Origin of the sequence: Streptomyces sp. NPDC051740 (genome assembly GCF_044453165.1) — a bacterium.
Taxonomy (GTDB): domain Bacteria; phylum Actinomycetota; class Actinomycetes; order Streptomycetales; family Streptomycetaceae; genus Streptomyces; species Streptomyces atrovirens.
In genome coordinates this window covers 363,516-388,050 of record NZ_JBITCL010000003.1, presented here as the reverse complement: position 1 = coordinate 388,050, position 24,535 = coordinate 363,516, and the positions used below count along the sequence as shown (strand labels likewise).

The following is a 24,535-nucleotide window of genomic DNA, read 5'->3' as shown; positions in this document are numbered from 1 at the left end:
GGGTCTAGGTTTCTGGGACAGGGTAGATATCCGGCGTCGGGGGGAGCCAGCGATTTTCACCGGGGACCGCCCCCCGTGCGTTCCGTACGCTGTACCGCGGTCGCCGAAGGGGAGGGGTGCGGACGATGGGGGACTCCTGGGAGCGGGCCCGCCGGGTGCTCGCGGAGGCGGGACTGCCGCCCGACACGCTCACCGGGGTGCGCCCGCTGAGCGGGGGCGCCCACCACACCGTCGAGGAACTCCTCCTCGCCGACGGCAGCCGCTAGGTGCTCAAGGTCCCGCCCCCGCCCGCCGTCCCCGGCCTCCGGCACGAGCGGCGCCTGCTCGTCTCCGAGGCGGACTTCTGTGCCGGAGCCGCCGAGGCCGGCGTGTCCGCCCCGCACGCCGTGTCCGTCGGCGGCGGCACCTCCGTACCGTACCTGCTGATGACCGCCTGTCCGGGCGAGCCCTGGACGCGGGCGGAGCCGGCCGGCGGGGAGCGGACGGCGCCGCGCACGGAGCTCGGCCGTCAGGTGGCCCGGCTGCACCGGGTGACCGGACCGGGGGTCGGCTACCCGTCCGGCGCCCTCGGCCCGCTCGCCCCCGACTGGCGGACCGCGTTCACCGCGACGACCGACGCCGTCCTCGCCGACGCCCGGGACCACGGTGCCCGGCTGCCCCGCCCCGTCGACGAGGCGGCCGCCGTGATCCGTACCGCCGCCGGGGCGCTCGACGAGGTCACCGTGCCGGTTCTCGTCCACTTCGACCTGTGGCCGGGCAACATCCTGGTGGAGCGCCCGGCGGCGGGGGAGGCCCGGATCGGCGGGATCGTCGACGGGGAGCGCGTGTTCCGGGGCGACCCGCTCGCCGGCTTCGGCTCCCTGGCGCTGCTCGGCGACATCAGGACGGACGAGGCGTTTCTCGCCGGATGCGGGGAGGCCGCGGGCCGGGCCGTCTCCGGCCCGGCGGCCCGTGTCCGGCTCGCCCTCCACCGCGCCTGCCTCTACCTGATCATGCTCACCGAGACGGTTCCGCGGGCGAGCGGGGACGAGCACGGGCGACGGCTTCGGGCCACCGTCGCCCCGGAACTGGAGGCCGCTGTGGACGAAATCGGCGAACCCTGTTAGTTCACATCATGAAATAAGGGTGCTAGGAAGTCGCGCCCGGCTGGTTCCCGGCGGTATGTTGCAGGTCGGGCAGGGTTTCGGAAGGAGCCACATGGCGGGGCGGAACGGGCGCACGGTGCGCGACCTCAGGCGGGGCAACCGCACGGCCGTGCTGCAACGGCTGTACTTCGACGGCCCGCTGAGCCGCTTCGAGCTCGGCCCCGCGACCGGGCTCAGCTCCGGATCGGTGAGCAACGTCGTCGCGGACCTGGTCGCCGACGGCCTCGTGGAGGAGGCCGGCAGCGTCGACTCCGACGGCGGCCGGCCGCGCACCCTGCTGCGGGTGGCACCGGCCAGCGGCCACATGATCGGCGTCGACGTGGGCGAGACCCGGGTCCGCGTCGAACTGTTCGACCTGACCCTCGCCGAGCTCGCCCGCGCGCAGCGCCCGCTGGAGCAGCAGGGCTACGAGGTCGAGGTCATCGTCGACCACATCCGCTCCGGCATCGCCGAGGTGCTCTCCGGCGCCGGCCTCGCCCCCGAGCGGCTGCTCGGCGTCGGCATCGGCGTCCCCGGCATCGTCGAGCACACCCCCGACCGGGGCGCCGTCGTGCACGGTCAGACCATCGGCTGGGACGCCGTCCCCCTGGAGTCCCTGCTGCGCGCCGGGTCCCCGCTGCCCGACACGGTGCCGTACTTCATCGACAACGGCGCCAAGACCCTCGGCCAGGCCGAGATGTGGTTCGGCGCCGGACGCGGCGCCGGCAACGCCCTCGTCGTCCTCTTCGGCTCCGGCGTCGGCGCCTGCCTGGTCACGCCCGAGGTGGAGCACGGCCGGGCGGTCGAATGGGGGCACCTGACCGTACGGGTCAGGGGACGCCGCTGCCGTTGCGGCGCGCTCGGCTGCCTGGAGGCGTACGCGGGCGCCGAGTCACTGCTCGCCCGGTGGCGCGAGGAGGGCGGCCGGGTGCCCGGGGGCACGGACGAGGAGACGGCACTGACGACGATGCTCGCCGCCGCCTACCCGGCCGACGACAGCGCCCCCGACCCCGTCGCGCTCGCCGTGCTGGAGGAGACCGCCGAGTACCTGGGCGCGGGCCTGTCCGACCTGATCAACCTCTTCCAGCCCGAGCGCATCCTCATGGGCGGCTGGGCCGGCCTCCGGCTCGGCTCCCGCTTCCTGCCGGCCGTGCACCGGCACGCCCTGTCGTACGCGCTGCGCCACCCGGCCGAGAAGGTGACGATCGAACTGGGCCGGCTCGGCCCCGACGCGGTCACCGTCGGCGCCGCGATCCTGCCGCTCGCCGACTTCTTCGCCCGCGGCGGCCGCCGCCCCGACCCGGACCCGCAGTCCCCGCCACCCGCCTGGCACACGGCCCTCCAGGAACGCACCCCGCGTTAGGGGGTGTCGTTCGGGTCGGGCCGGCTTCAGGCGACGGCGCCTCGCAGCCGGGCCGAGCGGGGGCGACGGGGGTCCCTCCCGCGCAGGGGCCCTCCCGCTCGAGCGAAGCCGAGCGTGGGGGAGCCGAGGACCGGCGACAACGCCGCCGGGGTCCTCCCTCCGGGGGGAGTGCGTGCCAGGGCGTGGCCCCGGCACGATCCGGACGACACCCCCAGGGAGGCGCGGGGCCCTGCGTGGCGGGGCGGCCGTGTGTGACGTGGACGCCGCCGCCCCGCCCCGCGCGGGCCGGTCACGCGGAGGGCTCGTCCGGCACGGGCTGTTCCGGGTTGGGGGACGCCGAGTGCGGGGCACCCTGCCGGCCGGTGCCGGCCTCGTCCGTGTCCGGCACGTCGGACCCGGCCTCGCCGGACTCGGGCTCCTCCGACCCGTCGGCCTTCTTCCCGCTCTCCCGCTCCGCCGCGGCGGGCGCGACCTCCCAGGGGTCCTCACCGGGGCCGGCCTGCTGGTCGGGCAGGTCGCGGGGGACACCGGCTCCGTTCTCGCCGGGCCCTTCGAGGCGGTGGTCGGTCACGGCGCTCTCCCTTCGTTCGTACGCGACCCTCGCGGGTACCTCCGCGCGGACCGGTGAAACCCGGTGCTCAGCCGACCTTGCGGCCCCGCATCGGTTCCGTGTCCTCCCCGGCGCCCTGCTCCATGCCCAGCAGGAACTCCTCCACCACCTGCGTCGCCGTGTGCTCCGGCCGCCAGCCGAGCTCCACGCGCGCACGCGTGCAGTCCATCAGCGGCAGCCTCAGCACGGCGTCGAACAGATGCGGCGACGCCGGCAGCAGCCGCAGCCCCCACGCGGCGGCGACCGCCGAGCGCGCGGCGGTACGCGGCAGCCGTACCCGGCGCGTGCCGAGCATCTCCCCGAGCAGCTCCGCGTCGACCGCCGGCTCCGCGGCGAGGTTGAAGGCGCCCCGCGCCTCGGCGGACAGCACGGCCAGTCGGTAGGCGTGGGCCGCGTCGTCGGTGTGCAGCGCCTGCACCCGCAGCCCCGGAACGTCCGGGAGGACGGGCAGCAGATCGGGCCGCGCCAGCTGACCCGGCAGGAAACGGCCGCCGAAGATACGGCGCTGCTCGCTCCCCGACTCCCGTTTGAAGAGGAACGCGGGCCGCATCCGTACCACCCGCGTTTCCGGATGATCACGCTCGAACGTGTCCAGGGCCCGCTCCAGGTACGCCTTCTCCCGGCAGTACGCGGCGTCCGGCCAGCCGTGCGTCGGCCACGACTCGTCCACCGCGTGGTCCTTCGGGCCCGGGGAGTACGCCCCGACCGACGAGGCGTGCACCAGCGCCGGCACCCCCGCCCGGGCCACCGCGTCGAACACCCGCATGCTGCCCAGCACATTGGTGCGCCAGGTGGCCGCCGGGTCGTGCGTCGGCTGGAACGCCCACGCCAGATGGACCACCGCGTCCGCGCCGGTGAACTCCCCGACGAGATCGGACCGGTCCGAGGCCAGGTCCACCGCCGACCACTCGGTCTTCGGGAGCGACAGGTCGGGGATCCGCCGTGCCAGGCCCCGTACGGAGCCGACCTCGGGTTCCTGTGAGAGGACCCGCACCACGCTGGTCCCGACGTTGCCGGTGGCGCCCGTGACGACGACCCTCCTGCCCGCTGTGCTGCTCACCTTCCGCTCCTCTCGGCCGCTGCTCCGCGGAACCGGCCGAGTACCCCTCACGCGAAGGCGTTCACGCCCGTCGGACGGCCCGAGAATTCCCACAGGCGGGCCGCCTGCTCCGGGTCGACCGCCCAGTCCTCGACCCCGGTGCGACCGTCGTCGTCCGAGGCCGGCCCGGCGACGTCGCAGCCCTCCAGGCAGAGCCCGCCCATGCCGTCCAGCCGCGCCGAGGCGGCGGCCCGGACCTGGGTCGCCGCGCCCTGCTGCGGGGTCTCGAAACCCTCGGGGTTCAGCGGGTTCCCCCGCTCGTCGATCCACCCCCGGTCCACCATCTCCTGCCGGGGCAGATGCCGCTGGAGCGGGGTGAGGATGCCGCCCGGAGCGGGACAAGAGGAAGCCCCGGCCGCGACGGGGGAATCACGGCCGGGGCGGCTCGGTGGTGGGCACGCACGGCGGTCGCCTCTCGGCGAAAGGCTCCACAGGGCTTCAGCCGGACGATCGTCCCTGTGGGCGAATGGTGAGGCCCGGGGACACTGTCCCGTCCGCACCCACGGTCTGTTCAACGGGGAACCACCCCTCGGTGTTCCGCGTCCGGCCGCTTGTGGGCGTGACGTGTGTCACCGGTCCCGCGCACCGCTGTCGAGGTCGGCCCAGAGGTTCTCGGCCTGGAGCACCAGCGTGCCCAGGACGGCCGTCCGCGCGGCGCCCTCACCGGCGTGGGCGCGCAGGCTGTCCTGGAGCTTCTCGTGCAGGTCCCGCATCACGGCCTCGGTCCGCTCGTCCAGGAGGGCGTCCACGCGCGTGCCGCCCTCCAGGAGCCGGTCGGCCTCCGCACGGCAGGCGTCGCCGAGCAGCTCCAGCAGTTCCGCGTAGCAGCCCAGCACCGCGGCGTCCGGCGCGGCGGGCGTACGGTCCTCGTCGGCGGCCACCGCGAGCGTGCGGGCCAGCGCCGTGACATGTCCGGTGACGCGGCTGAACCGCTCGTCCTCGTGCTCCGGCGGCAGCGCCTCCGTCGGCGCCCGGTGCAGGGCGCGCAGGGCGCCCGAGGTCAGCCGCAGGCTCTCCCTGCCCCAGCCGCGGGCCGAGCGCAGCGCCTCCAGACGGCTCTGCAGCCGCGCCGCGGCGCCGAGCCGGCCCGTGGCGGTCTGCGCGTCCCACTCGCCCCCGCGCAGATCCGCGGCGACGGCGTGCAGCACGTCGCCCGCCTCGCGGGCGAGCGCCGCCAGGTTCTCCCGTACGTCCCGCAGGTGGATCGGCGGCAGGACCAGCGCGTTGACGGCGACACCGATGACCGCGCCGAGCGCCGCCTGCCCCAGCCGGTGTCCGACGGCGACCGCGCTCACCGTTCCCGTGGCGATCGTGAAGACGGCCGTGGTGGCGGCGTAGATGCCCTGGTCGCCGAAGCGCGGCCAGTTCGACAGCAGCACCAGCACCGGCACGGACAGTGCCAGGGCGCCCGTGGTGTCGTCGGTGACCGCCTGCGCCCCCGACGCCACGAGGGCTCCCACGCAGATCGCCGTGAACTGCCGTGCCGCCTGCATCAGCGAGCTGTAGACGGTGGCCTGCACCAGGACCAGCGCCACCCAGGGCGCCATCAGGGCCATCGGGTCGTCGAGCCACACCCGCGCCAGCAGCCAGGCCAGCAGCGCCGCCGCGGCGGCCTTCAGCGACTGGACGAGCAGATCCCGCTCCCGCCCCGGTCCCCGCCACGCGGCCCGTGCCGCGCGGCCGACGGACCGCGCGTCCCACCGCACGGCGTCCCGCACCCGCGCCACCGGAGCCGTCCGCCTCACGGCGTCACCCCACCCGGCCTTTTCCCGCACCCGTGACATGCCCTGCGTCATGCCAGGGGGCTGTCCGACAGGGACGCCAGGAGATGCGCCGGGTCGGCGTAGACCGCGTCCGCGCCGGCCTCCTCCAGGTCGGCGCGGGGAATGCCGCCGCACAGCACGCCCACGCAGCGCACCCCGGCACGGCTGCCCGCCCGCATGTCCCACACCGTGTCACCGACGAACACCGCCCGCTCCGCGGGCACCCCGGCCAGCTCCAGGGCGTGCTCGACGGGCTCCGGCGCGGGCTTGCCCTCCGACACGTCGTCGGCGCTCGCCGTCGCGCCGATCGCCTCGTCCGCGTCGATCGCCCGGCGCAGCGCGCTCAGCTCGGCACCGCCCGCCGAGGTGGCGAGCACCACCGTCCAGCCGTCCCGGTGCAGCCGCTTCAGCAGCCGTCCGGCGTCCGGCAGCGCGGGCAGCCGGTCGAAGTACTGTCCGTACAGCGCCTTGTGCGCCGCGCTCAGCTCGTCGTCGCGGCCGGTGTCCCGGTCCTCGCCCAGCAGATGGGCGACCAGGTCGGAGGAGGGCAGCCCCACGGCCCGGTGGACGGCGTGCATCGGCACCCGGTGCCCCGCCTGCCGGAAGGCCTCCCACCAGGCCGTCACATGCAGATGGTTGGTGTCGACCAGAGTGCCGTCGACGTCGAACACGGCAGCCCGTTCCATACGCGGTCCTTCCTCGAGGGGAGCGGTACGGGTACCACCTCAGCCGCCCGCCACTCCGGAAGGCGCCTTCCGTTCCCGGGCCCATGCCGGCGGCCCGTCCACGGACCAGGGGCGACCACCCGGTCCGGCGGCGCCCCGTGCTCCCGCGCGCGGGAGCCCCGAGGCCTGCCGGGGCCCGGTCGGCGCGTGCGCGTCGGTGACCGGGCCCCACCACCCGGTCGGCTGCCGGAACGGCACCCGCGTCTCGTCGAGCCCCGTCACCGGACAGCCCGCGTGTCACGGCCGGCCGTGGCGAGTGGTCCGTCAGCACGGCCGCTCGTGCCCGAGCCGTGCCGCCGCGCGGCCCACCGGCCCCGGACCGCCCCGCTCCCCGGCTCCGACAGCGCGCGTGCCGCGGTGCGGAAGGCGCGGGCGCGGGGGTTGGCCCCGTACGTGCGGGGTACTGCGGTGTCCCGTACCCGCCGTCGTCGGTCAGGAGGCCCGTATGTCCGTTCCCGCCACCCCGAGCGGCAGGGCCGCCGTGATCACCGGCGCGGACTCCGGCATCGGCCGGGCCACCGCCGTACGCCTGGCCGCCGCGGGCATGGACGTGGGCATCACCTGGCACAGCGACCGCGAGGGCGCCGAGGAGACGGCGCGGGAGGTGCGGGCGCACGGACGGCGGGCCGAGGTGGCGCCCCTGGACCTCACCCGGCTGCCCGCCGCCGCGGACACCGTCGACGAGCTGTGCGACCGCCTGGGCCGCGTCGACGTGCTGGTCAACAACGCCGGTACGGGCACCATGACGCCCTTCCTCGACCTGGAGCTGTCGAAGGTGCGCGAGGTCCTCGACGTCGATCTGATCGGCCCGTTCCTGTGCGGGCAGAAGGCGGCGCGGCACATGATCAGGCAGGGCGACGGGGGCCGCATCGTCAACGTGACGTCCGTGCACGAGCACCAGCCCCGCGTGGGCGCCGCGCCGTACTGCGCCGCCAAGGGCGGCCTCGGACTGCTCACCCAGGTGATGGCGCTGGAACTCGCCGAGCACGGCATCACCGTCAACGCGGTCGCCCCCGGGGAGATCGCCACGCCCATGACCGGCCAGGAGGACACCGACCCGCACACCGAGAGCCGCCCCGGCGTCCCCCTGGGACGGCCCGGTGACGCCCGTGAGGTCGCCGCGGTCATCGCCTTCCTCGCCGGGCCCGACGCCTCGTACGTCACCGGTGCCTCCTGGAGCGTGGACGGCGGAATGCTCCGGATGGGACCGCAGGCCGGGTCGCACCTGACGAGCGACGACTGGCGGCGGCCCTGACGGGAGGCGCGCCCGCACACCGCGCCCGCACACCGCGCCCGCACACCGCGCCCGCACACCGCGCCCGCACACCGCGCCCGCACACCGCGCCCGCACACCGCGTTCGCGCCGTTCGCGCTCTACCCTCGATGCATGACCGAAAGCGCGAGCCCGTACATGTCGCACCCGCGGATCATGGTGCTCGGGGTACAGCCCGGGACTCCGCCGTTCCGGATCGTGGAGATCGACGGACAGGTGGTCGGCGAGGCGAGGACCGTCACCGACGTGCTGCACGCCGCCGCCGCGTTCGGGATCACGGTCCACGACCTGGACGACCCGGACGTGGTCCGCTGGGTGGGCGGCGACAAGTTCACCTGGACTCTGCGCGGAGCCCCATGACCCCCATCAGGGGCAGAAGCAGCGGCCCTGGGGGTCAGGCCTTCGGGCGGCGTGCGTGTACGGCCCGGCTCAGGCGGCGGCCCACCAGCAGGTAACCGAGCAGCGCTCCGCCGGTGTTCAGGATGACGTCGTCGATGTCGAAGGCGCGTCCGGTCACCAGGGCCCCCTGCGCGAACTCCACCAGCAGCATCACGACGGCCGTCAGCACCAGCACCCGCAGAAAGCCGCGCGTGCGCGGTGCGACGACCGGCGCGAGGACACCGAAGGGCACGCCGAGCAGGATGTTGCCGCCGATCTGGCGCACGGCGTCACGCAGCGCGGGCTGGTCCAGATAGGCCCTCAGCGAGCGGCCCGGATGCAGATTGGTGTGGGTCAGCGCCTCCGAGGCCGGGGAGGGGTGCAGGGTGAGCCGGGCCAGGACCACGGCGAAGACGACCATGACCACGAAGGCGCACAGCATCGCCAGCAACCGCGGAAGCAACGGGAGCGGACGCCCCGGGCCGTCCTCCGCGCTGCCGCGCCCGGACGGTCGCGGACGCCGGTGGAACAGTGAGCGCGGATGCGGGACGGCGCGGGCCATTCTGTCCTCCAGTCGTCAACTTCCTTACGTGGTAAGCCGGTTACCCCCGGCCGTACGGGTCACTCGCCGTAGCTGACCCGCACCTCCTCGAACCCCAGGGAGCGCAGCAGTCCTTCGAGCATCTCCGTGGTGTTGGTCTCGGCCCGGGTGGTGAGTCCGCTCTCCTTCGCCGCGTCGCCGATGTGCCGCACGGCGAGCTTCTGGACGGCCTGCTCGCTGTTGGGGTTGTCCGAGAAGAGGTCGCCGAGCCGGTCGAACAGCCCGCGCTGCTTGGACACGGCGTAGGAGCGCTCGGGGTCCAGGGCCGGCCTGCCCAGGCGGGCGTGGGGCAGCCGCAGGGTGGCGGACGTACGGTCGTCGTCGACCCGTACGTCGTCCTTGTCCAGCTTCCCGAGGTCGACATAGGCGTCGACGGTGCCCGCGCCCACGTACAGCGTGCGGCTGCCGCGGACGGCGTCCGGCAGGAACTTCGCGTCCTTCTCCAGGTCCACCACCACCTGGAAGTTGCCCGAGGCGGCGTCGTAGCGGCTGATGTCCTGGATGGACTCCAGGAGCGCGGGCCCGGAGCGGTCCTCGGTCTCCGTGCCGAACAGGTCCTTCAGGCCCGGCAGCAGGCTCAGCCGGATCCCGGCGAACAGCACGACGAGCAGCAGCACCACCGCGCCGAGCGCCTTCACCCATCCGGGTACGCGCGCGATCCGTCCCTTGACGGGAGTCGTCGGAGTCGTCATGGCGACGGCCCTCCTTCCTCCCTGACCGAATGCCCCTCAGTTCCCGGTACAGACAGGGAAGTTGGGGAACGGACGACCGTACCGGGGGCACGCGGGGGCGCACAGCGGGCGTCAGGCCGTGGACCCGGTGGTCAGGCCGGTCCCGAGGGGGCCTCGGGCCGTTCCAGGGCCGCGTCCAGGGTCGGCCACGGCGGCAGCAGACGGGACGTGCCGGTGATCCGCAGCATGCGCAGGGTCAGCGGGTGGGCGCACACCAGGCGCAGCCGGCCGGGTCCGTCCGCGATCCGCTGCCGGGCCCGGTACAGCAGGCGCAGCCCGGAGAGGTCGAAGAACTCGACGTGGGTCAGGTCGATCACGATCCGGGCGTCCGGTTCGGCGGTCGCCATGTCCAGGTGCGGGACGATCTCCGCGGCCGCGGCGATGTCGATCTCACCGCGGAGTTCCAGCACCGTGTGTCCCCGGTCGTGGCGGACGCGCAGATGCCGGGTCAGCGGTGCAGGTTCGTACCGCACGACGCCATCGCCTCCAGCTCGCTCCGTGCAACGGGGGAGTGAACCGGCCCAACACCGGTTCACACCCTGCAAGTTACCTTCGGTCGAGTGCATTTGAGCATGTTCGATTGACATATGTCTTCGAATTGCGACCGACTTCTTTCGAACCGGCCTGTCGGTCCGGGAAAGTCCCGTCGGAGCGTGGCGGAATCCTCGCTTCCGGCGGCGGGTGGACTTGATCCACGGGATTGCCGACCCGACAAGCTCCTTACAGCCGCCGCGAGTTGACCACTTCGTGACGGGTCGCTCCGTGGTGCGTACTCATGCGTACGGTCCCCTCGCGCACCCCCATCGCACACCCCCCATGTCGCTTCGAAAGACGCGGATGGGACCCGCCGCCCCGCCATCGGCGGCGCGAGTCCCTGTCGCCCGGCACGGCTGGTGGCTGATGCCGCTCGGCCTCGGCGGCGGGACGATCGCCGTCGTGTCGACGGGTTCGGGCCGGATCACCGCGGTCGTCCTCGGCGCCGCCGCGACGGCCGCCTGCTCCCTGGGCGTGCGGCACAGGCGATCCGGGGCGCGCTCCCCGCCGGCCGCAGCGGGGTCACGATCGGTTCCCGGGCCACCTCGTCCATGCGCTCCGCCCGGCGCAGATGGCGCGCCCTCACGAGAACGCCCCGAGCCCAAATGATCCACGTCGTGGCCGCTGGTGATCTCCGTTACCGCGTACGCCAGTTGAGGCGTGGGCGCCACATGTGAACATGACTGAATCCGGTGAGCGGGGACAGGTGTCACGTACAGGGCGGGGCAGGAGCGCCCCGCGCCCCGGACTCCCGCGGAGGAGACATGACCCTGGTGACGGCCGGCGTGGTGGTGCTCGACTGTGCCGAACCCGAGAAACTCGCCGAGTTCTACAAGGAGTTGCTGGGCGCGGAGGATGTCGACGCCCATGTCAACCGGGTGGAGATCCGGGCCGCCGACGGCTTCCGCCTGGCACTGCGCCGCGACGTGAACGCGACCGCCCCGAGCTGGCCCCGCCCGGAGAACTCCCTCCAGGCGCACCTGGAGTTCGTGGTGGACGACCTGGACGCGGTGGAACGCCTGATCGTGGGCCTCGGCGGGCGCCCGATGGAGGCGGGTGACGCCTCGGGGCCCACCGGGGAACGCGGCTACGCCGACCCGGCGGGCCACTCCTTCACCGTCCGCCGGGGCACGTCGACGGCGCCCAAGCAGGGCTGACCCGCCGCCGTGGGGGGCGGCGGGCCGGCCGTACGGCGCGTCAGTCGCGGCCGCCCTTGTCCGGGACCGGCCAGGTGCCCGTGGAGCGTTCGATGGCCTTGGCACCGGCCCGGTCCACGGCACTGCGCACCACCGCGAAGATGGCGCCCTGGATCGCCGCGGCCAGCAGGATCTCCCCCCAGCGGCGGTCCCGGTCCAGCGCGTCCGGCGCGTTGTCCTCGTGCCGGATCACCTTCCAGGTCTTCTGGAACGCCATCCCCGCCACGGTGCCGCTGGTCCAGCCCAGCGCGAAGCCGATCGGCTTGTACGCCAGGGGCAGCTTCTTCTTCGCCTTCTTGCTCTTCTTCGTCACGTGGATCTCCTAGGTCGGCTGTGTCGTCTCGTCGGTTGATGGATCGTCGGGGAGGACCGGGCGGTTCAGGGGCGCCCCGGCGCCGGCACCTCCTCGCCGGCCCGCACCGGACCGGGCGCGGTGCCGTCCCCGAACGGCCGGCCGCCCAGCTCCTCCCGGTGGTGGGGCGCCGTCCAGCCGGCCAGGTCGGGACCGAGGGGCACGATGCCGGACGGGTTGATGCCGGTGTGCACCTGGTAGTAGTGCCGCTTGATGTGGTCGAAGTCCACGGTGTCGCCGAAGCCGGGCGTCTGGTACAGATCGCGGACGTACGCCCACAGCACCCGGTTCTCCGCCAGCTTCCACCGGTTGCACTTGAAGTGGCCGTGGTACACCGCGTCGAACCGCACCAGCGTGGTGAACAGCCGGATGTCCGCTTCGGTGATGGTGTCGCCGACCAGGTACCGCTGCCGCTCCAGGCGCCGCGCCAGCAGCTCCAGCCGCCGGAACACCGCCGTGCACGCGGCCTCGTACTCCTCCTGGCCGGTGGCGAACCCCGCCCGGTACACGCCGTTGTTGACGTCCTGGAAGACATCCTCCGTCACCGCGTCGATCTCGTCGCGCCGCGCCCGCGGGTACAGGTCGGGCGCCCCTTCACGGTGCAGGGCCGTCCACTCCGTCGCGAGGTCCAGGGTGATCCGCTGGTAGTCGTTGGTGACCAGCTTCCCGCTGGGCACGTCCACGACCGCAGGCACGCTCACCCCGCCCGGGTAATCCGTCTCCCGCCGGTCGTACGCCTCGCTCAGATACCGGATGCCGAGCACCGGGTCGCGGCCGTCCGGATCCAGGGTGAAGCGCCAGCTCCGGTCGTCCTGGACCGGGTCCGTGACGGCCAGGGAGAGCGCGTCCTCCAGCCCGAGCAGCCGCCGGGACACCAGCGCCCGGCTCGCCCACGGACAGGCGCGGCTCACCACGAGCCGGTAGCGCCCGGCCTCCACCGGCCACCCGTCCCGCCCGTCCGCCGTGATCCGGTCCGCGAAGTGGGCCTTCGACCGCTTGAACGCCTTCCTTCCGTACGCGCTGTTGCCGCCGCCCCCGTCGTCGCGGCCACCCATGATGGTCTCCTTCTCGCCGTCGGTACGTCCCTGTGACCGCGTTCCCCGTTTTCCGCCGACGGCACGGTGTGGCATGGGCCGACCGGGGCAATCGGCCGAGGGTGAGTACTCGATCGGATCGCAGAACCCGGATCACGGTGCTGGTGGCGCTCGCCGCCAATCTGGTGATCGCCGTCGCCAAGGCCGTCGGCGGACTGGCCGTGTCCTCCCCCGCGTTGCTGTCGGAAGCGGCGCACTCGGTCGCCGACAGCCTGAACGAGGTGTTCCTGCTGGCCGCGCTGCGGCGCAGCCGGCGCCCGGCCGACCGCCGTCACCCGTTCGGCTACGGCAAGGAGCGGTTCTTCTGGTCACTGCTCGCCGCCGTCGGGATCTTCGTGATGGGCGGCTGCTTCAGCTTCTTCCAGGGCGTCGAGGCCCTCAGGAACGACGGCGACGAGGAGCTGAGCGGCTATGTCGCCGGACTGGTCGTGCTCGGCGTCGCCCTGCTCGCCGAGGGCGGCTCCCTGCTGCGCGCCCTGTACCAGGTGCGCCGGCAGGGCGGCCTGGGCAGCGGACTGCGTGATCCGGCGCTGCGCACGGTGGTCGCCGAGGACGGCACCGCGGTGGTGGGCGTCACCCTGGCCATCGTGGGCATGGCGCTGCACATGATCACCGGACAGGTGGTGTGGGAGGCGTCCGCCTCGCTCGCCATCGGGGTGCTGCTGGTCTACGTCGCCTTCCGGCTCGGCCGCGACGCCCGCGACCAGCTGATCGGCGAGGCCGCCGACCCTGAGGCGAGCGACCGGATCCGGGAGCTGTTGGGGGAGCAGCCCGAGATCGACAGCGTGGAGGCGCTCTTCACGATGAAGACGGGCCTGGACACCGCCCTGGTGGCGGCCCGCGTCGACCTGATGCCCGGGATGGACAGCGAGCGGGTGGAGGAGGTCGCCGTACGCATCAAGCGGTCCATCGCCCGTGAGGTGCCCGAAGCGGAACAGATCTTCCTCGACGTCACCGAACGGGGGGCCCCGGAGGCGCGGGAGGCATGGGAAAGCCCCGCCGCGACGGGGGAACGCGGCGGGGCCTGAACCACGCGTGCCCGCATCCCGGAGCTTCATGCACACCGGAACACGGGAAATCCTCCGGGGCTCAGTCCCGCTGTCCGTCCGGCTCCAGCACGAAGACCGGGATCTCGCGGTCCGTCTTCTTCTGGTAGTCGGCGTACGGGGGAAAGGCCGCGACGGCGCGCTTCCACCACTCGGCCTTCTCCTCCCCGGTGACCTCACGGGCCGTCATGTCCTGCTTGGCCGGCCCGTCCTGGAGTTCGACGTGCGGGTCGGCCCTGACGTTGTGGTACCAGACCGGGTGCTTGGGCGCGCCGCCCAGCGAGGCGACCGCCGCGTACCGCCCCTCGTGCTCGACCCGCATCAACGGGGTCTTGCGCAGCCTGCCGCTCTTCGCGCCCCGGCTGGTCAGCACGATGACGGGCCTGCCCTGCAGGGTCGTCCCCTCCGTGCCGCCGGAACTCTCGTACAGTTCCACCTGGTCGCGCACCCACTGTGCCGGACTGGGCTCGTACTCACCTTGCAGGGGCATGGCATCCATCCCGTCGTTCTCGTGTACTGCGGCCGAGTCGATCACTCCTGCAACACCATCGCACGCCGAATTCATCCGAACCGGGCGTCAGGCGGGCGCCACCGCCATCCGCGGCGCGAGCGCCGCCATCACGCCGCTCGCCACCAGCGCGGTCACCAGCCGGCTCCGGTGGCCGGTCAGCGCCCGGCCCAGCAGGGCGCCGCCGCCGGCGAGCAGCACCTGCCCGCTCGCGGACGCGGCGAAGGCCGCCGCCACGAACACGCCCTGCTCCACCGGCCCGGCCGCCTCACCGCTCCACGAGCCGAGCACCGGCGCCGCGAAGCAGATCACGGTGGTGGGGTCGAGCAGGGTGATCCCGAGCAGCGACGGGAACGCGCGGGCGGCTCCCGGGGGAGTGGCCCCCGGGCGGGCGGCGAGCCGACGGCCGCGGTACCGGCGTACGGCGCCGGCCGCGCCCCACACCGCCGTCGCCGGCAGCACCGGCACACAGACCCACCGCAGCGGCCCCAGGACCGGCCGCAGCGCCGACGCGAGGGCCGGACCGCCCGTCGGCCGTCGCGACGCCGAGGGCCGCGCAGACCCCGGTGCGCCGGGTGGTGCGGGCGGTGAGGGAGACCAGGTAGGTCCCGACGGCGCCCACGGGGACGGCGATGCCGTAGCCGGCGAGCAGCCCCGCGAGCAGCGCGGCCGTCATGAGCGCGACGGTGCCGGACCTCTCCGGGGGCCGGGCTGCTGCTGCCGGCCCACCGCGGTGGCGGACAGCGGCAGCGGGAGGACGCTCGTAGGCATGGCAGGATCCCGGGGCCTCCCGTCCGGGGCGGGCAATCGGTTTTCCGCCCCGGACGCCGACGGGCCGGCACCCGGCTTCGAGTGCGCACCAACACGTACGCTCCCCCTGGCGACGACCGTTCCCGCAGACAGGAGCAGCAACGATGCAGTACGTGAAGCTCGGTTCGACGGGCCTGGACGTGTCGCGGATCTGTCTGGGGTGCATGACCTACGGCGCGCCCGACCGCGGCAACCACGAGTGGACCCTCGACGAGGAGGCGTCCCGCCCGCTGATCCGGCAGGCGCTGGAGGCGGGCATCACCTTCTTCGACACCGCGAACGTGTACTCGGACGGCACCAGCGAGGAGATCGTCGGCCGGGCGCTGCGCGACTTCGCCCGCCGGGACGACATCGTGCTCGCCACGAAGGTGCACGGCCGGATGCGGTCCGGCCCCAACGGCGGCGGCCTGTCCCGCAAGGCGATCATGACCGAGCTGGACCACAGCCTCACCCGCCTCGGCACCGACCACGTCGACCTCTACCAGATCCACCGCTGGGACCCCGGGACTCCGGTCGAGGAGACGATGGAGGCGCTGCACGACGTCGTCAAGGCGGGCAAGGTGCGCTACATCGGAGCCAGTTCGATGTACGCCTGGCAGTTCTCCAAGGCGCAGTACACGGCGGAACGGCACGGCTGGACCCGGTTCGTGTCCATGCAGAACCACTACAACCTCCTCTACCGCGAGGAGGAGCGCGAGATGCTGCCGCTCTGCGCCGACCAGGGCGTGGGCGTCCTGCCCTGGAGCCCGCTCGCCCGGGGCCGGCTCACCCGGGACTGGGACGCCACCACCGGGCGCAGCGCCACCGACGTGTTCGGCGGCACCCTGTACCAGGAGGGGGACCGTGCGGTCGTCGAGGCGGTCACCCGCATCGCCGAACGGCGCGGCGTACCGCGCGCCCGGGTCGCCCTCGCCTGGCTGCTCCACCAGGACACGGTCACGGCGCCCATCGTCGGCGCGGCCAGGCCCCATCACATCGAGGACGCCGTGGCCGCCGTCGAACTGGAGCTGACCGACAAGGAGCTGGAGGAGCTCCGGCAGCCCTACGTCCCGCACCCGGTGGCCGGGCACTGAGGGGGCTCTAGGGACCGGTGCCCGGCTGAAGCACCGTGAGGAACACCGAGGACGCGTTGCCGGACACCGGGACCGCGCCGGCCTTCCACGGCACCTTCAGGGGCTCCCGTTCGTCCGGCGGGGTGACGAGGAGCGCCGCCGGGGTGGCCGTACGGGCGCCGCTGACGCCGGGGCTCGAGTAGCGCAGCCCCGCCCAGGCACTGGCGCCGGGCCGCAGCGTGACGGTCGCCGGGTCACCGGGGGTGCGCTCCGGGTCCCGGCCCAGCTGCTCGCCGGCCGCGTCCACGAAGGCGGCGCCCGGATAGCCGTACAGGGTGCAGGTGCGGGAGGAGACGTTCGTCAGCACGACGGGGAAGTTGCGCTGGCCCGCGCCCGGGTCCATCCGGCCGACGGCGGCGCTCAGCTCGGCGGTGCGGCACCGGGACGCCGGGGACCGGTCGTTCGTGGAACCGGCGGCGTCGCTCGGGACGGCGCTGTGCGGGGAGTCCCCGGCCGTCCGTCCGGCGGACGCGGAGGGCCGCGGGGAAGGGCCCGCGGTCCCGCTCCCGGTGCCGCAGGAGGTCAGAGCGCCCAGCAGGGCCAGCGCACCCGCCACCACCGCCGTCGCGTGCCGTGACCCGTTCGCCATGGTTCACCTCGTGTCACATCTCGTCCGCCAGGGCCAGTTCCGACCAGATGGTCTTGCCGTCGGCGGTGTGTCTGCTGCCCCAGCGCTGGGTGAGCTGGGCGACCAGCAGCAGGCCCCGGCCGCCCTCGTCCCAGGTCTTGGCCCGCCGCAGGTGCGGCGCCGTGTGGCTGGTGTCGGACACCTCGCAGATCAGCGTCGAGGCGTCGTGGATCAGCCGCAGCCGGATGGGCGGGGCGCCGTACCGGATGGCGTTGGTGACCAGCTCGCTCACCACCAGCTCCGCCGTGAACGACGCCTCGGTCAGCGCCCAGGTGGCCAGTTGGTCGAGGACCTGCTTGCGGACGGGGGCGACCAGCGCCGGATCGGCGGGGATGTCCCAGGTGGCGACCTGCGCGGACGGCAGACCGCGGGTACGGGCCAGCAGCAGGGCCACGTCGTCCGTGGCGCCGCCCGGCGCGAGCACGGTGTGCAGGACCCGGTCGCAGGTCTCGTCGAGCGGGCCGGCGGCGTTGGACAGCGCCTCACGGAGCAGGGCGTGGCCGTCCTCGGTGTCCCGCCCGCGGGACTCGACCAGCCCGTCGGTGTAGAACGCCAGCACCGCGTCGTCGGGCAGCTCCAGCTCGACCGACTCGAAGGGCAGCCCGCCCAGGCCCAGCGGCGGCCCGGAGGGCAGTTCGAGGTGCCGGGCCGGGCCGCCCGGCGGGATCAGGACCGGCGGGGGATGCCCCGCGCGGGACAGGGTGCAGCGCCGTGACACCGGGTCGTACACCGCGTACAGGCAGGTCGCGCCGACCTCGCCCGACCCGGGGTCGCCGCCCGACTCGTGCGAGAGGTGGAGCACCAGGTCGTCGAGATGGGTGAGCAGTTCGTCGGGCGCGAGGTCGATGTCGGCGAGGGTGCGCACCGCCGTGCGCAGCCGGCCCATGGTCGCGGACGCCTGGATGCCGTGCCCGACGACGTCCCCGACCACCATGGCCACCCGCATCCCGGACAGCGGGATCACGTCGAACCAGTCGCCGCCCACACCCGAGCGCGCGGCCGGCAGATAGCGGGTGGCCGCCTCCACGGCGGCCGTGCGCGGCAGGGCGCGGGGGAGCAGGCTGCGCTGGAGCGCGAGGGTGGTCTCGCGTTCGCGGGAGTAGCGGCGGGCGTTGTCGATGCAGACGGCGGCGCGCGCGGTGACCTCCTCGGCCAGCAGCACGTCGTCGTGGGTGAACGACTCGGGACGGGTGAAGCGGGTGAAGGCGGCCACACCGAGCGTCGTACCGCGCGCCTGGAGCGGGACGGACAGCATGGAGTGGACGCCGAACTCCCGGACCTGCCGGGCGCGGGTCTCGTCCACCGCGAGCCACGGGTCGAGGTCGCCGGACGGCACCGAGGCCACGATGCTGTGGCCCGCGATCAGCGAGTCCGCCTGCGGCGCGGCGGCCGGGTAGACGACCACCTCGCCCACGCGGGCGACCGACTCGGGACTGCCCGGCGTGAGGGACTGATGGGCGATCCGGCGCAGTGAGACCGGCGTGGTCAGCGGACCGGTGGGCTCACCTCCGGGTTCCTCGGGGTCCAGCAGGTCCACGCTGACGAAGTCGGCGAGCGCGGGCACGCACACCTCGGCCAGTTCCTGCGCCGTCCGGGTGACGTCCAGGGTGGTGCCGATGCGGCTGCTGGCCTCGTTGACCAGTTGCAGCCGCTCCCGCGCCCGGTACTGCTCGGTGAGGTCGTGGGCCGTCGCGCACACGCCCCGCACCCGGCCGGACCGGTCGGTGAGCGGTGCGAGCCGGGCCAGCCAGGCGTGCGCGCGGCTCTCACCGGTGGCCTTCATGTACGTCTGCATGTCGTGCGGCCGGCCGGTGCGCAGCACCTGACGCAGGTGCCGCTCGAGTTCGCCGTGCTGCGGCCGGCCGCCGATGTCGGTGGGCCTGAGTCCCCGCAGGTGGGGGGCGGGCAGGCCGAGGAGGTGGGCCATGGCGTCGTTGATCCCGCGCAGGCGCAGCTCTTCGTCGAAGACCATCGAGGCGCAGGGCGACTGGAACACGGCCGTCCTGACCAGCGGATCGTCGGGCAGTTCCTGGTCCGTGGCCTCCAGCGGGGTGACGGCGAGCCAGTCACCGGGACCGTCGTCCGCCGGCTGTCTGTGGTGGGCGAGCACCCACACCGTGACGGTGGAGCCGTCGCGGTGCCGCAGGGCGAGGGTGCCGCTCCAGCGGGCGGCCGGGAGCCGGGGCGGGCCCGAACCCCCGGCCAGCAGCCCGGCGGCAGGGCGGCCGACGACCTCCTCGGCCGTGTGTCCCAGCAGCAGGCACGCGCCCTCGCTCCACCGCGTGAGCGTGCCGTCGGCGGCGATGACGGCCCGGGCCGTCACGGCATCGTCGAACGGGTCGTCCGGCCTCATTGTCGCCACTCCATCGCGCACACTCACCGTGAACCGGTGTATCGCCTGAGTTCCAGCCTAGTGGGTCGCGGCCCGCCGCGGACCGCGAACCTCCGCTCCGGGGGAGCGTCACCAGTCCTGTCCCAACCGTTGACGGAGTGTCACACCTGCCACAACCATGTTCTGCGCACGGAAATGGGAGCGCTCCCAAACCTCCGCACCTCCCCAAGAGGAGCCCAGACGTGAACAGACGCAGAACCGCTCTGCTGTCCCTCACCGGCCTGCTGGCGACCGCGCTCACCGCGCTGCCCGCCGCCCCGGCCGGAGCGGACGAGGTCGAGCAGGTCCGCAACGGGACCTTCGACACCGGCACCGACCCCTGGTGGGCCTCCGCCGATGTCACCGCGGGCCCGTCCGACGGACGCCTGTGCGCCGACGTCCCCGGCGGCACCGCCAACCGCTGGGACGCGGCCGTCGGCCAGAACGACATCACCCTGGTGAAGGGCGAGTCGTACCGCTTCTCCTTCAGCGCCACCGGCTCGCCCGCGGGTCATGTCGTGCGGGCGATCGTCGGCCTGCAGGTGGAGCCGTACGACACCTACTACGAGGTGTCCCCGCAGGTCAGCGTCTCCGGGGACACCTACTCGTACACCTTCACCTCGCCCGTCGACACCGCACAGGGCCAGGTCGGCTTCCAGCTCGGCGGCAGCGCCGACCCCTGGCGGTTCTGCGTGGACGACGTCTCCCTGCTGGGCGGGGTCGCCCCCGAGCCGTACGAGCCCGACACCGGGCCCCGGATCCGCGTCAACCAGGTCGCCTATCTGCCCTCCGGACCGAAGAACGCCACCCTGGTCACCGACGCGACCGAGCGGCTGCCCTGGCGGCTGGAGGACGACGACGGCCGGGTCGTCCGGCGGGGCTGGACCGTGCCGCGCGGCACCGACGGCTCCTCCGGGCAGAACGTCCACTCCGTCGACTTCGGCGGCCACCGGGGGCGCGGGACCGGCTACACCCTGGTCGTGGACGGCGAGACCAGCCGGCCCTTCGACATCGACGCGAGCGCCTACGAACGGCTGCGGCTGGACTCGGCGAAGTACTACTACACCCAGCGCAGCGGCATCGCGATCCGCGACGACCTGCGCCCCGGCTACGGCCGCCCGGCCGGACACGTGGACGTCGCCCCCAACCAGGGCGACGGCGCGGTGCCCTGCCGGCCCGGCGTCTGCGACTACACCCTCGACGTCACCGGCGGCTGGTACGACGCCGGCGACCACGGCAAGTACGTCGTCAACGGCGGCATCAGCACCTGGGAGGTGCTCAGCACCTACGAGCGCGCCCGGCACGCCCGCACCGGCGAGGCGGACAGGCTCGGCGACGGCACGCTGGACATCCCGGAGAGCGGCAACAAGGTCCCGGACATCCTCGACGAGGCCCGCTGGGAGCTGGAGTTCCTGCTGAAGATGCAGGTCCCCGAGGGTGAGCCGCTGGCCGGCATGGCCCATCACAAGATCCACGACGAGCAGTGGACCGGACTGCCGCTGCTGCCCAGCGCCGACCCGCAGAAGCGGGAACTGCACCCGCCGACCACCGCCGCCACCCTCAACCTCGCGGCCACGGCCGCCCAGGCGGCGCGGCTGTACCGCTCCCACGACAAGGAGTTCGCGGCCGAGACCCTGGCCGCCGCCCGCAAGGCATGGACGGCGGCCCTCGCCCACCCGGACGTCCTCGCCGACCCGAGCGACGGCATCGGCGGCGGCGCCTACAACGACGACACCGTGGCCGACGAGTTCTACTGGGCGGCCGCCGAGCTGTACATCACCACGGGGGAACGTCAGTTCAAGGAGTACGTCCTGAACTCCCCGGTGCACACCGCCGACATCTTCGGCCCGCTCGGCTTCGACTGGTCCCGCACCGCCGCGGCCGGCCGGCTCGACCTCGCCACCGTGCCGAACCGGCTGCCCGGCCGGGACAAGGTGCGCGCCTCCGTGGTCAAGGGCGCCGACGGCTACCTGGCCACGCTGAAGGCCCACCCGTACGGCATGCCGTACGCGCCGGCCGGCAACGTCTACGACTGGGGCTCCAGCCACCAGGTCCTCAACAACGCGGTCGTCCTCGCCACCGCCTACGACCTCACCGGCGCGCGCAAGTACCGGGACGGCGCGCTGCAGAGCATGGACTACATCCTGGGCCGCAACGCCCTCAACATGTCGTACGTCACCGGTTACGGCGAGGCCAACGCGCACAACCAGCACAGCCGCTGGTACGCCGACCAGCTCGACCCGAACCTGCCGAACCCGCCCGCCGGCACGCTCTCCGGCGGACCCAACTCCAGCATCCAGGACCCCTTCGCCCAGTCGAAACTCCAGGGCTGCGTCGGTCAGTTCTGCTTCATCGACGACATCCAGTCCTGGTCCACCAACGAACACACCATCAACTGGAACGCGGCCCTGACCCGCATGGCCTCCTTCGTGGCCGACCAGGGCTGACACCCCTCCCCGCGGGGGCCGGCGGCCACTCGGCCGCCGGCCCCCTGTCGGTACCCCCGAGCATACCGTCTGACCTGCGCATATTTACGATCCAGTACCTGAGCGGTACCGTGAGGGCATGCCAGCTCTCAACGTGGAGTTCAGCGACCGCGAGCTCGAGGACCTGCGGCAGATCGCCAAGGAGCGCGGTACGTCCATGAAGGCGCTCGTGCGGGAGGCGGCCGCGGCGGACATAGCCCGCCACCGCGCCCTGCAGGAGGGCGCGGAGGCCTTCCGCCGGTTCTTCGCCTCCCACGCCGATGAATTCGCCGCCGCCTTCCCGGACGACGAACCCTCCGCCAGGGGCGCGGGGCGGGCCGCCTGACCGATGGCACCCGTGCTCCACATCGACGTGCCCTGGCTGCTCCAGCGGCACGAGGAGGTCCTCCCGGACCAGCCCACCGTCAACGACTTCTCCGCCCTCGTCGCGGCCGTCGCCCGCCATCGCGTGGACCCGCCACGGCTGGGCGTCGACTCCGACCCGGCCTGGCGGGCGGCGGCCCTGCTGCACACCCTCGCCGTGCTCCGGCCGCTGCCCTCGGCCAACGCCCGCTTCGCCTGTGCCACGGCGGTCGCCTACATGTTCGTCAGCGGGGTCGGCATCGACCCGCCCTACGGCGCCCTGGTCGATCTGGCGCGCGACCTGATCTCCGGCGAGGCGGACGTCTACGGCGCGGCCGACCGGCTGCGCTCCTGGCAGATCTGAACCGCGCCGGACGGGCCCCGCGGGACGCCGGGGCCCTCTCGGGCACCCCTTGTGCCGGGCCGGATGTGAACGGCGTGAAAACCCGGGCCGAAAACCGGGGCGAGGGCCGCGGGACGGCCTTCCTTTCTGACTTTCTGTCAACGCGCGGATGTTGCCCGAGCGCCTTGTTGGCCGAGCGCGGGTTGTGCGAGAGTGAGCCACCCGTGCGGGGGGTAATGGCCGGGGTCGCACGCGAGTCGATGAACCGGGTCCGATTCACCGTCGGTGAATTCGCGCCCCCCGTGCCCCGCCCAAGAGGTATGCACCAACCGGTCTTCCTTTTCGGCGTCGGAAACCCTCGAATGGCACATGCGCTGTGGGAAGGAACCATCTCAGTGCACACCCCCCACCCCCCTCGACCTCCGTATCCCCCGCCCGGCGGGGATCCGGGAGAATCCGACGAGTTCCTCGCCGCCCGGCTGCGGGACCGTCCGGAGGGCGAGGCCGCCCACTCCGTCGCGCTGCTGACGGCACGGCACTGGCAGTCGATGCACGACTACGCGGCCGTCTGCCTCGCGTCGTCGGGGCAGACGGCCGCCATGGTCACCGCGGCCGCCCTGCACCGGGCGCTGGACCGGGTCGCCGTCGGCGAATCGGCCGTCGCGCTCCGGCCCGTGCTGCTGGTGGCCGTACGGGACACGGTCCGCGAGTGGGCCGCGGACGACCGAATAACCGGAGTTATGCCGGAGCTGCAGAAACCGGCCGGCGGGCGCGGCATGCGCGCGGCGAACACCATGACTCCGGAAAACCGCTCACTGGCTCAACGGGCATTCCGGTCGCTGCCCGCACGCGCGCGCTGTTTGCTCTGGCACGTCGAGGTCGAGGCCGAGCCGATTTCCGTACCGGCCGGTCTGCTCGGCATGGACCTCGCCGTCGCGTCGGGCGCACTCGAACAGGCACGGGACAAATTCCGTCAAGCTTGTGTCCACGCCCATCAGGAACTGGCACCGACGAAGGACTGCCGCTTCTACAACCGCCTCCTCGACGTCCCGATCCGCCGGGGCGGGGCCCTGCTGCCGGACGTCCGGCAGCATCTGGCGGAGTGCCGCCACTGCCGGAACGCGGCCGAGCAACTGAGCCACTTCGAGGGCGGCCTGGGCCCGCTGATCGCCGAGGCGGTGCTCGGGTGGGGGGCCCGGCGCTACCTCGACTCGCGTCCGGGACGCACGACGGCCGGCCCGCGCGGCGGACGCGCCGCCCGCCGCCGGCGCCGGGGCGGGGACGGGCCGCCCGGCGGCGGCCGGCACCGCGTGCTGTCCCGCATCCCCGTTCCCGCCCGTCTGACGGGCATCGCGCTCCCGGACCCGGTGCGCTCCACCAGGACCCTGCTCACCGGCATCGGCGCGGTCTCCGCCGGGGTGCTGGTGAGCGTGCTCATCGCCGGGTCCTCCACCCCGGACGGCGGTACCGCCGACCCGACGGGCTCCACCGGAGCGGCGGGCGGCCGCGCGGCCGTGCCGTCCGCGTCCCCGCCCGGCGCCGCCGGGCTCCCCACCGCACCGGGACGGACGCGGCTGCGCAACGTCGCCTCCGGCCTGTGCCTCGACACCCGGGGCGAGCCCCGGGACGGCTCCGGGACCCGGCTGGCGGACTGCTCCTCGGCGTGGACCCAGCAGTGGACGTACGAGGACGACGGGCTGCTGCGCAGCGTGGCCGACCCCGGTCTGTGCCTGGACTCGCACAAGGACGCCGGTGTCGTCGTCCTCGGCACCTGCGCCGACCCCGGCGACCAGCGGGGCGCCGACGTGCGGTACGACCTCACCGTGCAGGGCGAACTGGTGCCCCGCTGGGACGTCCAACTGGCCCTCACTCCGGCGACCCCTGACGCGAACGCCGACATCGTCGTCAAGGTACGCGACCGGACCGTGAACCAGCGCTGGGCGGCCGAACCGGTACGGACGGCCGCGGACTCCCTGTCCATCAGCGGCATCCACACCCCGCCGGCCCGCCGTGCCGGGCTGGCGGAACCGGTGACGTGAGCCGTGC

At 73.7% G+C, this 24,535-nt stretch carries 22 protein-coding genes and 3 pseudogenes; 11 read left to right on the top strand and 14 right to left on the bottom strand.

All coding sequences use genetic code 11. The annotated features are described in order from the left end of the window. Positions 1–125 precede the first annotated feature (125 nt). Positions 126–1,106 (top strand): annotated as a pseudogene (locus ACIA6T_RS07490) (phosphotransferase family protein). Between the two features lie 91 nt (positions 1,107–1,197). Beyond that, positions 1,198–2,487: an ROK family protein gene (locus tag ACIA6T_RS07485; RefSeq protein ID WP_399445594.1), complete on the top strand. Its 1,290-nt coding sequence runs from the start codon at positions 1,198–1,200 to the stop codon at positions 2,485–2,487. 289 nt (positions 2,488–2,776) lie between these two features. Here the strand turns inward: ACIA6T_RS07485 and ACIA6T_RS07480 are convergent, their stop codons facing one another. The 5 genes and pseudogenes from ACIA6T_RS07480 to ACIA6T_RS07460 all read right to left on the bottom strand — a co-directional run bounded on the left by ACIA6T_RS07480 (position 2,777) and on the right by ACIA6T_RS07460 (position 6,645). Next, positions 2,777–3,058 carry a hypothetical protein gene (locus ACIA6T_RS07480; RefSeq protein ID WP_399445593.1) on the bottom strand — a complete coding sequence of 94 codons (282 nt, stop codon included), beginning with the start codon at positions 3,056–3,058 and terminating at the stop codon, positions 2,777–2,779. Positions 3,059–3,125: 67 nt separating this feature from the next. Beyond that, positions 3,126–4,157 (bottom strand): SDR family oxidoreductase, encoded by a 1,032-nt coding sequence (locus ACIA6T_RS07475; RefSeq protein WP_399445592.1) that lies wholly within the window; start codon positions 4,155–4,157, stop codon positions 3,126–3,128. Between the two features lie 47 nt (positions 4,158–4,204). Next, a pseudogene (locus tag ACIA6T_RS07470) lies at positions 4,205–4,528 on the bottom strand (oxidoreductase); the annotation flags it as partial. 237 nt (positions 4,529–4,765) lie between these two features. After that, entirely contained in the window at positions 4,766–5,980 is a 1,215-nt protein-coding gene (locus ACIA6T_RS07465; protein WP_399445715.1) for an aromatic acid exporter family protein, read from the bottom strand. An 8-nt stretch (positions 5,981–5,988) separates the two neighbouring features. Next, positions 5,989–6,645, bottom strand: a complete 657-nt coding sequence (locus ACIA6T_RS07460) for an HAD family hydrolase (RefSeq protein WP_399445591.1) — start codon at positions 6,643–6,645, stop codon at positions 5,989–5,991. Positions 6,646–7,129: 484 nt separating this feature from the next. Between ACIA6T_RS07460 and ACIA6T_RS07455 the strand changes: the two genes are divergently transcribed. Together ACIA6T_RS07455 and ACIA6T_RS07450 are read left to right on the top strand one after the other, a co-directional pair. Continuing rightward, positions 7,130–7,939: an SDR family oxidoreductase gene (locus ACIA6T_RS07455; RefSeq protein ID WP_399445590.1), complete on the top strand. Its 810-nt coding sequence runs from the start codon at positions 7,130–7,132 to the stop codon at positions 7,937–7,939. A 132-nt stretch (positions 7,940–8,071) separates the two neighbouring features. Beyond that, positions 8,072–8,317, top strand: a complete 246-nt coding sequence (locus ACIA6T_RS07450) for a hypothetical protein (RefSeq protein ID WP_399445589.1) — start codon at positions 8,072–8,074, stop codon at positions 8,315–8,317. Positions 8,318–8,351: 34 nt separating this feature from the next. Here ACIA6T_RS07450 and ACIA6T_RS07445 read toward each other — a convergent pair whose 3' ends face one another. The 3 genes from ACIA6T_RS07445 to ACIA6T_RS07435 all read right to left on the bottom strand — a co-directional run bounded on the left by ACIA6T_RS07445 (position 8,352) and on the right by ACIA6T_RS07435 (position 10,140). Then, positions 8,352–8,897 (bottom strand): VanZ family protein, encoded by a 546-nt coding sequence (locus tag ACIA6T_RS07445; RefSeq protein ID WP_399445588.1) that lies wholly within the window; start codon positions 8,895–8,897, stop codon positions 8,352–8,354. A 59-nt stretch (positions 8,898–8,956) separates the two neighbouring features. After that, positions 8,957–9,628 carry a DUF4230 domain-containing protein gene (locus ACIA6T_RS07440; protein WP_399445587.1) on the bottom strand — a complete coding sequence of 224 codons (672 nt, stop codon included), beginning with the start codon at positions 9,626–9,628 and terminating at the stop codon, positions 8,957–8,959. A 131-nt stretch (positions 9,629–9,759) separates the two neighbouring features. Further along, a complete protein-coding gene (locus ACIA6T_RS07435) occupies positions 9,760–10,140 on the bottom strand; it encodes an anti-sigma factor antagonist (RefSeq protein ID WP_344557163.1) in 381 nt (126 codons plus the stop codon). 825 nt (positions 10,141–10,965) lie between these two features. Here ACIA6T_RS07435 and ACIA6T_RS07430 point away from each other — a divergent pair. Then, entirely contained in the window at positions 10,966–11,358 is a 393-nt protein-coding gene (locus ACIA6T_RS07430) for a VOC family protein (protein WP_399445586.1), read from the top strand. Positions 11,359–11,398: 40 nt separating this feature from the next. Here the strand turns inward: ACIA6T_RS07430 and ACIA6T_RS07425 are convergent, their stop codons facing one another. Next, positions 11,399–11,710, bottom strand: coding sequence for a DUF4235 domain-containing protein (locus ACIA6T_RS07425; RefSeq protein WP_399445585.1), 312 nt, complete (start codon positions 11,708–11,710; stop codon positions 11,399–11,401). Between the two features lie 65 nt (positions 11,711–11,775). After that, positions 11,776–12,804, bottom strand: a complete 1,029-nt coding sequence (locus ACIA6T_RS07420) for a glutathione S-transferase family protein (RefSeq protein WP_399445584.1) — start codon at positions 12,802–12,804, stop codon at positions 11,776–11,778. A 101-nt stretch (positions 12,805–12,905) separates the two neighbouring features. Here ACIA6T_RS07420 and ACIA6T_RS07415 point away from each other — a divergent pair, with 101 nt between their 5' ends. Beyond that, positions 12,906–13,871 (top strand): cation diffusion facilitator family transporter, encoded by a 966-nt coding sequence (locus tag ACIA6T_RS07415; protein WP_399445583.1) that lies wholly within the window; start codon positions 12,906–12,908, stop codon positions 13,869–13,871. Between the two features lie 61 nt (positions 13,872–13,932). On the opposite strand, the gene ACIA6T_RS07410 is transcribed toward ACIA6T_RS07415, so the two are convergent. Beyond that, complete coding sequence (locus tag ACIA6T_RS07410) at positions 13,933–14,379, bottom strand: nitroreductase family deazaflavin-dependent oxidoreductase (protein WP_399445582.1); 447 nt, start codon at positions 14,377–14,379, stop codon at positions 13,933–13,935. 87 nt (positions 14,380–14,466) lie between these two features. After that, positions 14,467–15,073 (bottom strand): annotated as a pseudogene (locus ACIA6T_RS07405) (lysine transporter LysE). A 238-nt stretch (positions 15,074–15,311) separates the two neighbouring features. Here ACIA6T_RS07405 and ACIA6T_RS07400 point away from each other — a divergent pair. Beyond that, positions 15,312–16,280: an aldo/keto reductase gene (locus tag ACIA6T_RS07400; protein ID WP_399445581.1), complete on the top strand. Its 969-nt coding sequence runs from the start codon at positions 15,312–15,314 to the stop codon at positions 16,278–16,280. Positions 16,281–16,287: 7 nt separating this feature from the next. On the opposite strand, the gene ACIA6T_RS07395 is transcribed toward ACIA6T_RS07400, so the two are convergent. Continuing rightward, positions 16,288–16,908 (bottom strand): DUF4232 domain-containing protein, encoded by a 621-nt coding sequence (locus ACIA6T_RS07395; protein WP_399445580.1) that lies wholly within the window; start codon positions 16,906–16,908, stop codon positions 16,288–16,290. 13 nt (positions 16,909–16,921) lie between these two features. Further along, complete coding sequence (locus ACIA6T_RS07390; RefSeq protein WP_399445579.1) at positions 16,922–19,300, bottom strand: SpoIIE family protein phosphatase; 2,379 nt, start codon at positions 19,298–19,300, stop codon at positions 16,922–16,924. A gap of 221 nt (positions 19,301–19,521) precedes the next feature. On the opposite strand from ACIA6T_RS07390, the gene ACIA6T_RS07385 reads away from it, so the two are divergent. From ACIA6T_RS07385 to ACIA6T_RS07370, 4 genes are all read left to right on the top strand, one after another. After that, positions 19,522–21,765, top strand: coding sequence for a glycoside hydrolase family 9 protein (locus ACIA6T_RS07385; protein WP_399445578.1), 2,244 nt, complete (start codon positions 19,522–19,524; stop codon positions 21,763–21,765). A 118-nt stretch (positions 21,766–21,883) separates the two neighbouring features. Further along, positions 21,884–22,129: a hypothetical protein gene (locus ACIA6T_RS07380; protein ID WP_030863804.1), complete on the top strand. Its 246-nt coding sequence runs from the start codon at positions 21,884–21,886 to the stop codon at positions 22,127–22,129. 3 nt (positions 22,130–22,132) lie between these two features. After that, the gene (locus ACIA6T_RS07375) at positions 22,133–22,510 is read left to right on the top strand and encodes a toxin Doc (RefSeq protein WP_073935323.1); all 378 of its coding nucleotides are present in this window, start codon (positions 22,133–22,135) and stop codon (positions 22,508–22,510) included. Positions 22,511–22,884: 374 nt separating this feature from the next. Continuing rightward, positions 22,885–24,528, top strand: coding sequence for an RICIN domain-containing protein (locus ACIA6T_RS07370; protein WP_399445577.1), 1,644 nt, complete (start codon positions 22,885–22,887; stop codon positions 24,526–24,528). Positions 24,529–24,535: the final 7 nt, after the last annotated feature.

Excerpts from the sequence above, each read along its gene's own strand:
- ACIA6T_RS07430 (WP_399445586.1), top strand. The coding sequence starts at position 10,966 with ATGACCCTGGTGACGGCCGGCGTGGTGGTGCTCGACTGTGCCGAACCC.
- ACIA6T_RS07445 (WP_399445588.1), bottom strand. The coding sequence starts at position 8,897 with ATGGCCCGCGCCGTCCCGCATCCGCGCTCACTGTTCCACCGGCGTCCG.
- ACIA6T_RS07420 (WP_399445584.1), bottom strand. The coding sequence starts at position 12,804 with ATGGGTGGCCGCGACGACGGGGGCGGCGGCAACAGCGCGTACGGAAGG.
- ACIA6T_RS07450 (WP_399445589.1), top strand. The coding sequence starts at position 8,072 with ATGACCGAAAGCGCGAGCCCGTACATGTCGCACCCGCGGATCATGGTG.
- ACIA6T_RS07460 (WP_399445591.1), bottom strand. The coding sequence starts at position 6,645 with ATGGAACGGGCTGCCGTGTTCGACGTCGACGGCACTCTGGTCGACACC.
- ACIA6T_RS07380 (WP_030863804.1), top strand. The coding sequence starts at position 21,884 with ATGCCAGCTCTCAACGTGGAGTTCAGCGACCGCGAGCTCGAGGACCTG.
- ACIA6T_RS07485 (WP_399445594.1), top strand. The coding sequence starts at position 1,198 with ATGGCGGGGCGGAACGGGCGCACGGTGCGCGACCTCAGGCGGGGCAAC.
- ACIA6T_RS07455 (WP_399445590.1), top strand. The coding sequence starts at position 7,130 with ATGTCCGTTCCCGCCACCCCGAGCGGCAGGGCCGCCGTGATCACCGGC.
- ACIA6T_RS07395 (WP_399445580.1), bottom strand. The coding sequence starts at position 16,908 with ATGGCGAACGGGTCACGGCACGCGACGGCGGTGGTGGCGGGTGCGCTG.
- ACIA6T_RS07440 (WP_399445587.1), bottom strand. The coding sequence starts at position 9,628 with ATGACGACTCCGACGACTCCCGTCAAGGGACGGATCGCGCGCGTACCC.
- ACIA6T_RS07390 (WP_399445579.1), bottom strand. The coding sequence starts at position 19,300 with ATGAGGCCGGACGACCCGTTCGACGATGCCGTGACGGCCCGGGCCGTC.
- ACIA6T_RS07400 (WP_399445581.1), top strand. The coding sequence starts at position 15,312 with ATGCAGTACGTGAAGCTCGGTTCGACGGGCCTGGACGTGTCGCGGATC.
- ACIA6T_RS07410 (WP_399445582.1), bottom strand. The coding sequence starts at position 14,379 with ATGCCCCTGCAAGGTGAGTACGAGCCCAGTCCGGCACAGTGGGTGCGC.
- ACIA6T_RS07375 (WP_073935323.1), top strand. The coding sequence starts at position 22,133 with ATGGCACCCGTGCTCCACATCGACGTGCCCTGGCTGCTCCAGCGGCAC.
- ACIA6T_RS07465 (WP_399445715.1), bottom strand. The coding sequence starts at position 5,980 with ATGTCACGGGTGCGGGAAAAGGCCGGGTGGGGTGACGCCGTGAGGCGG.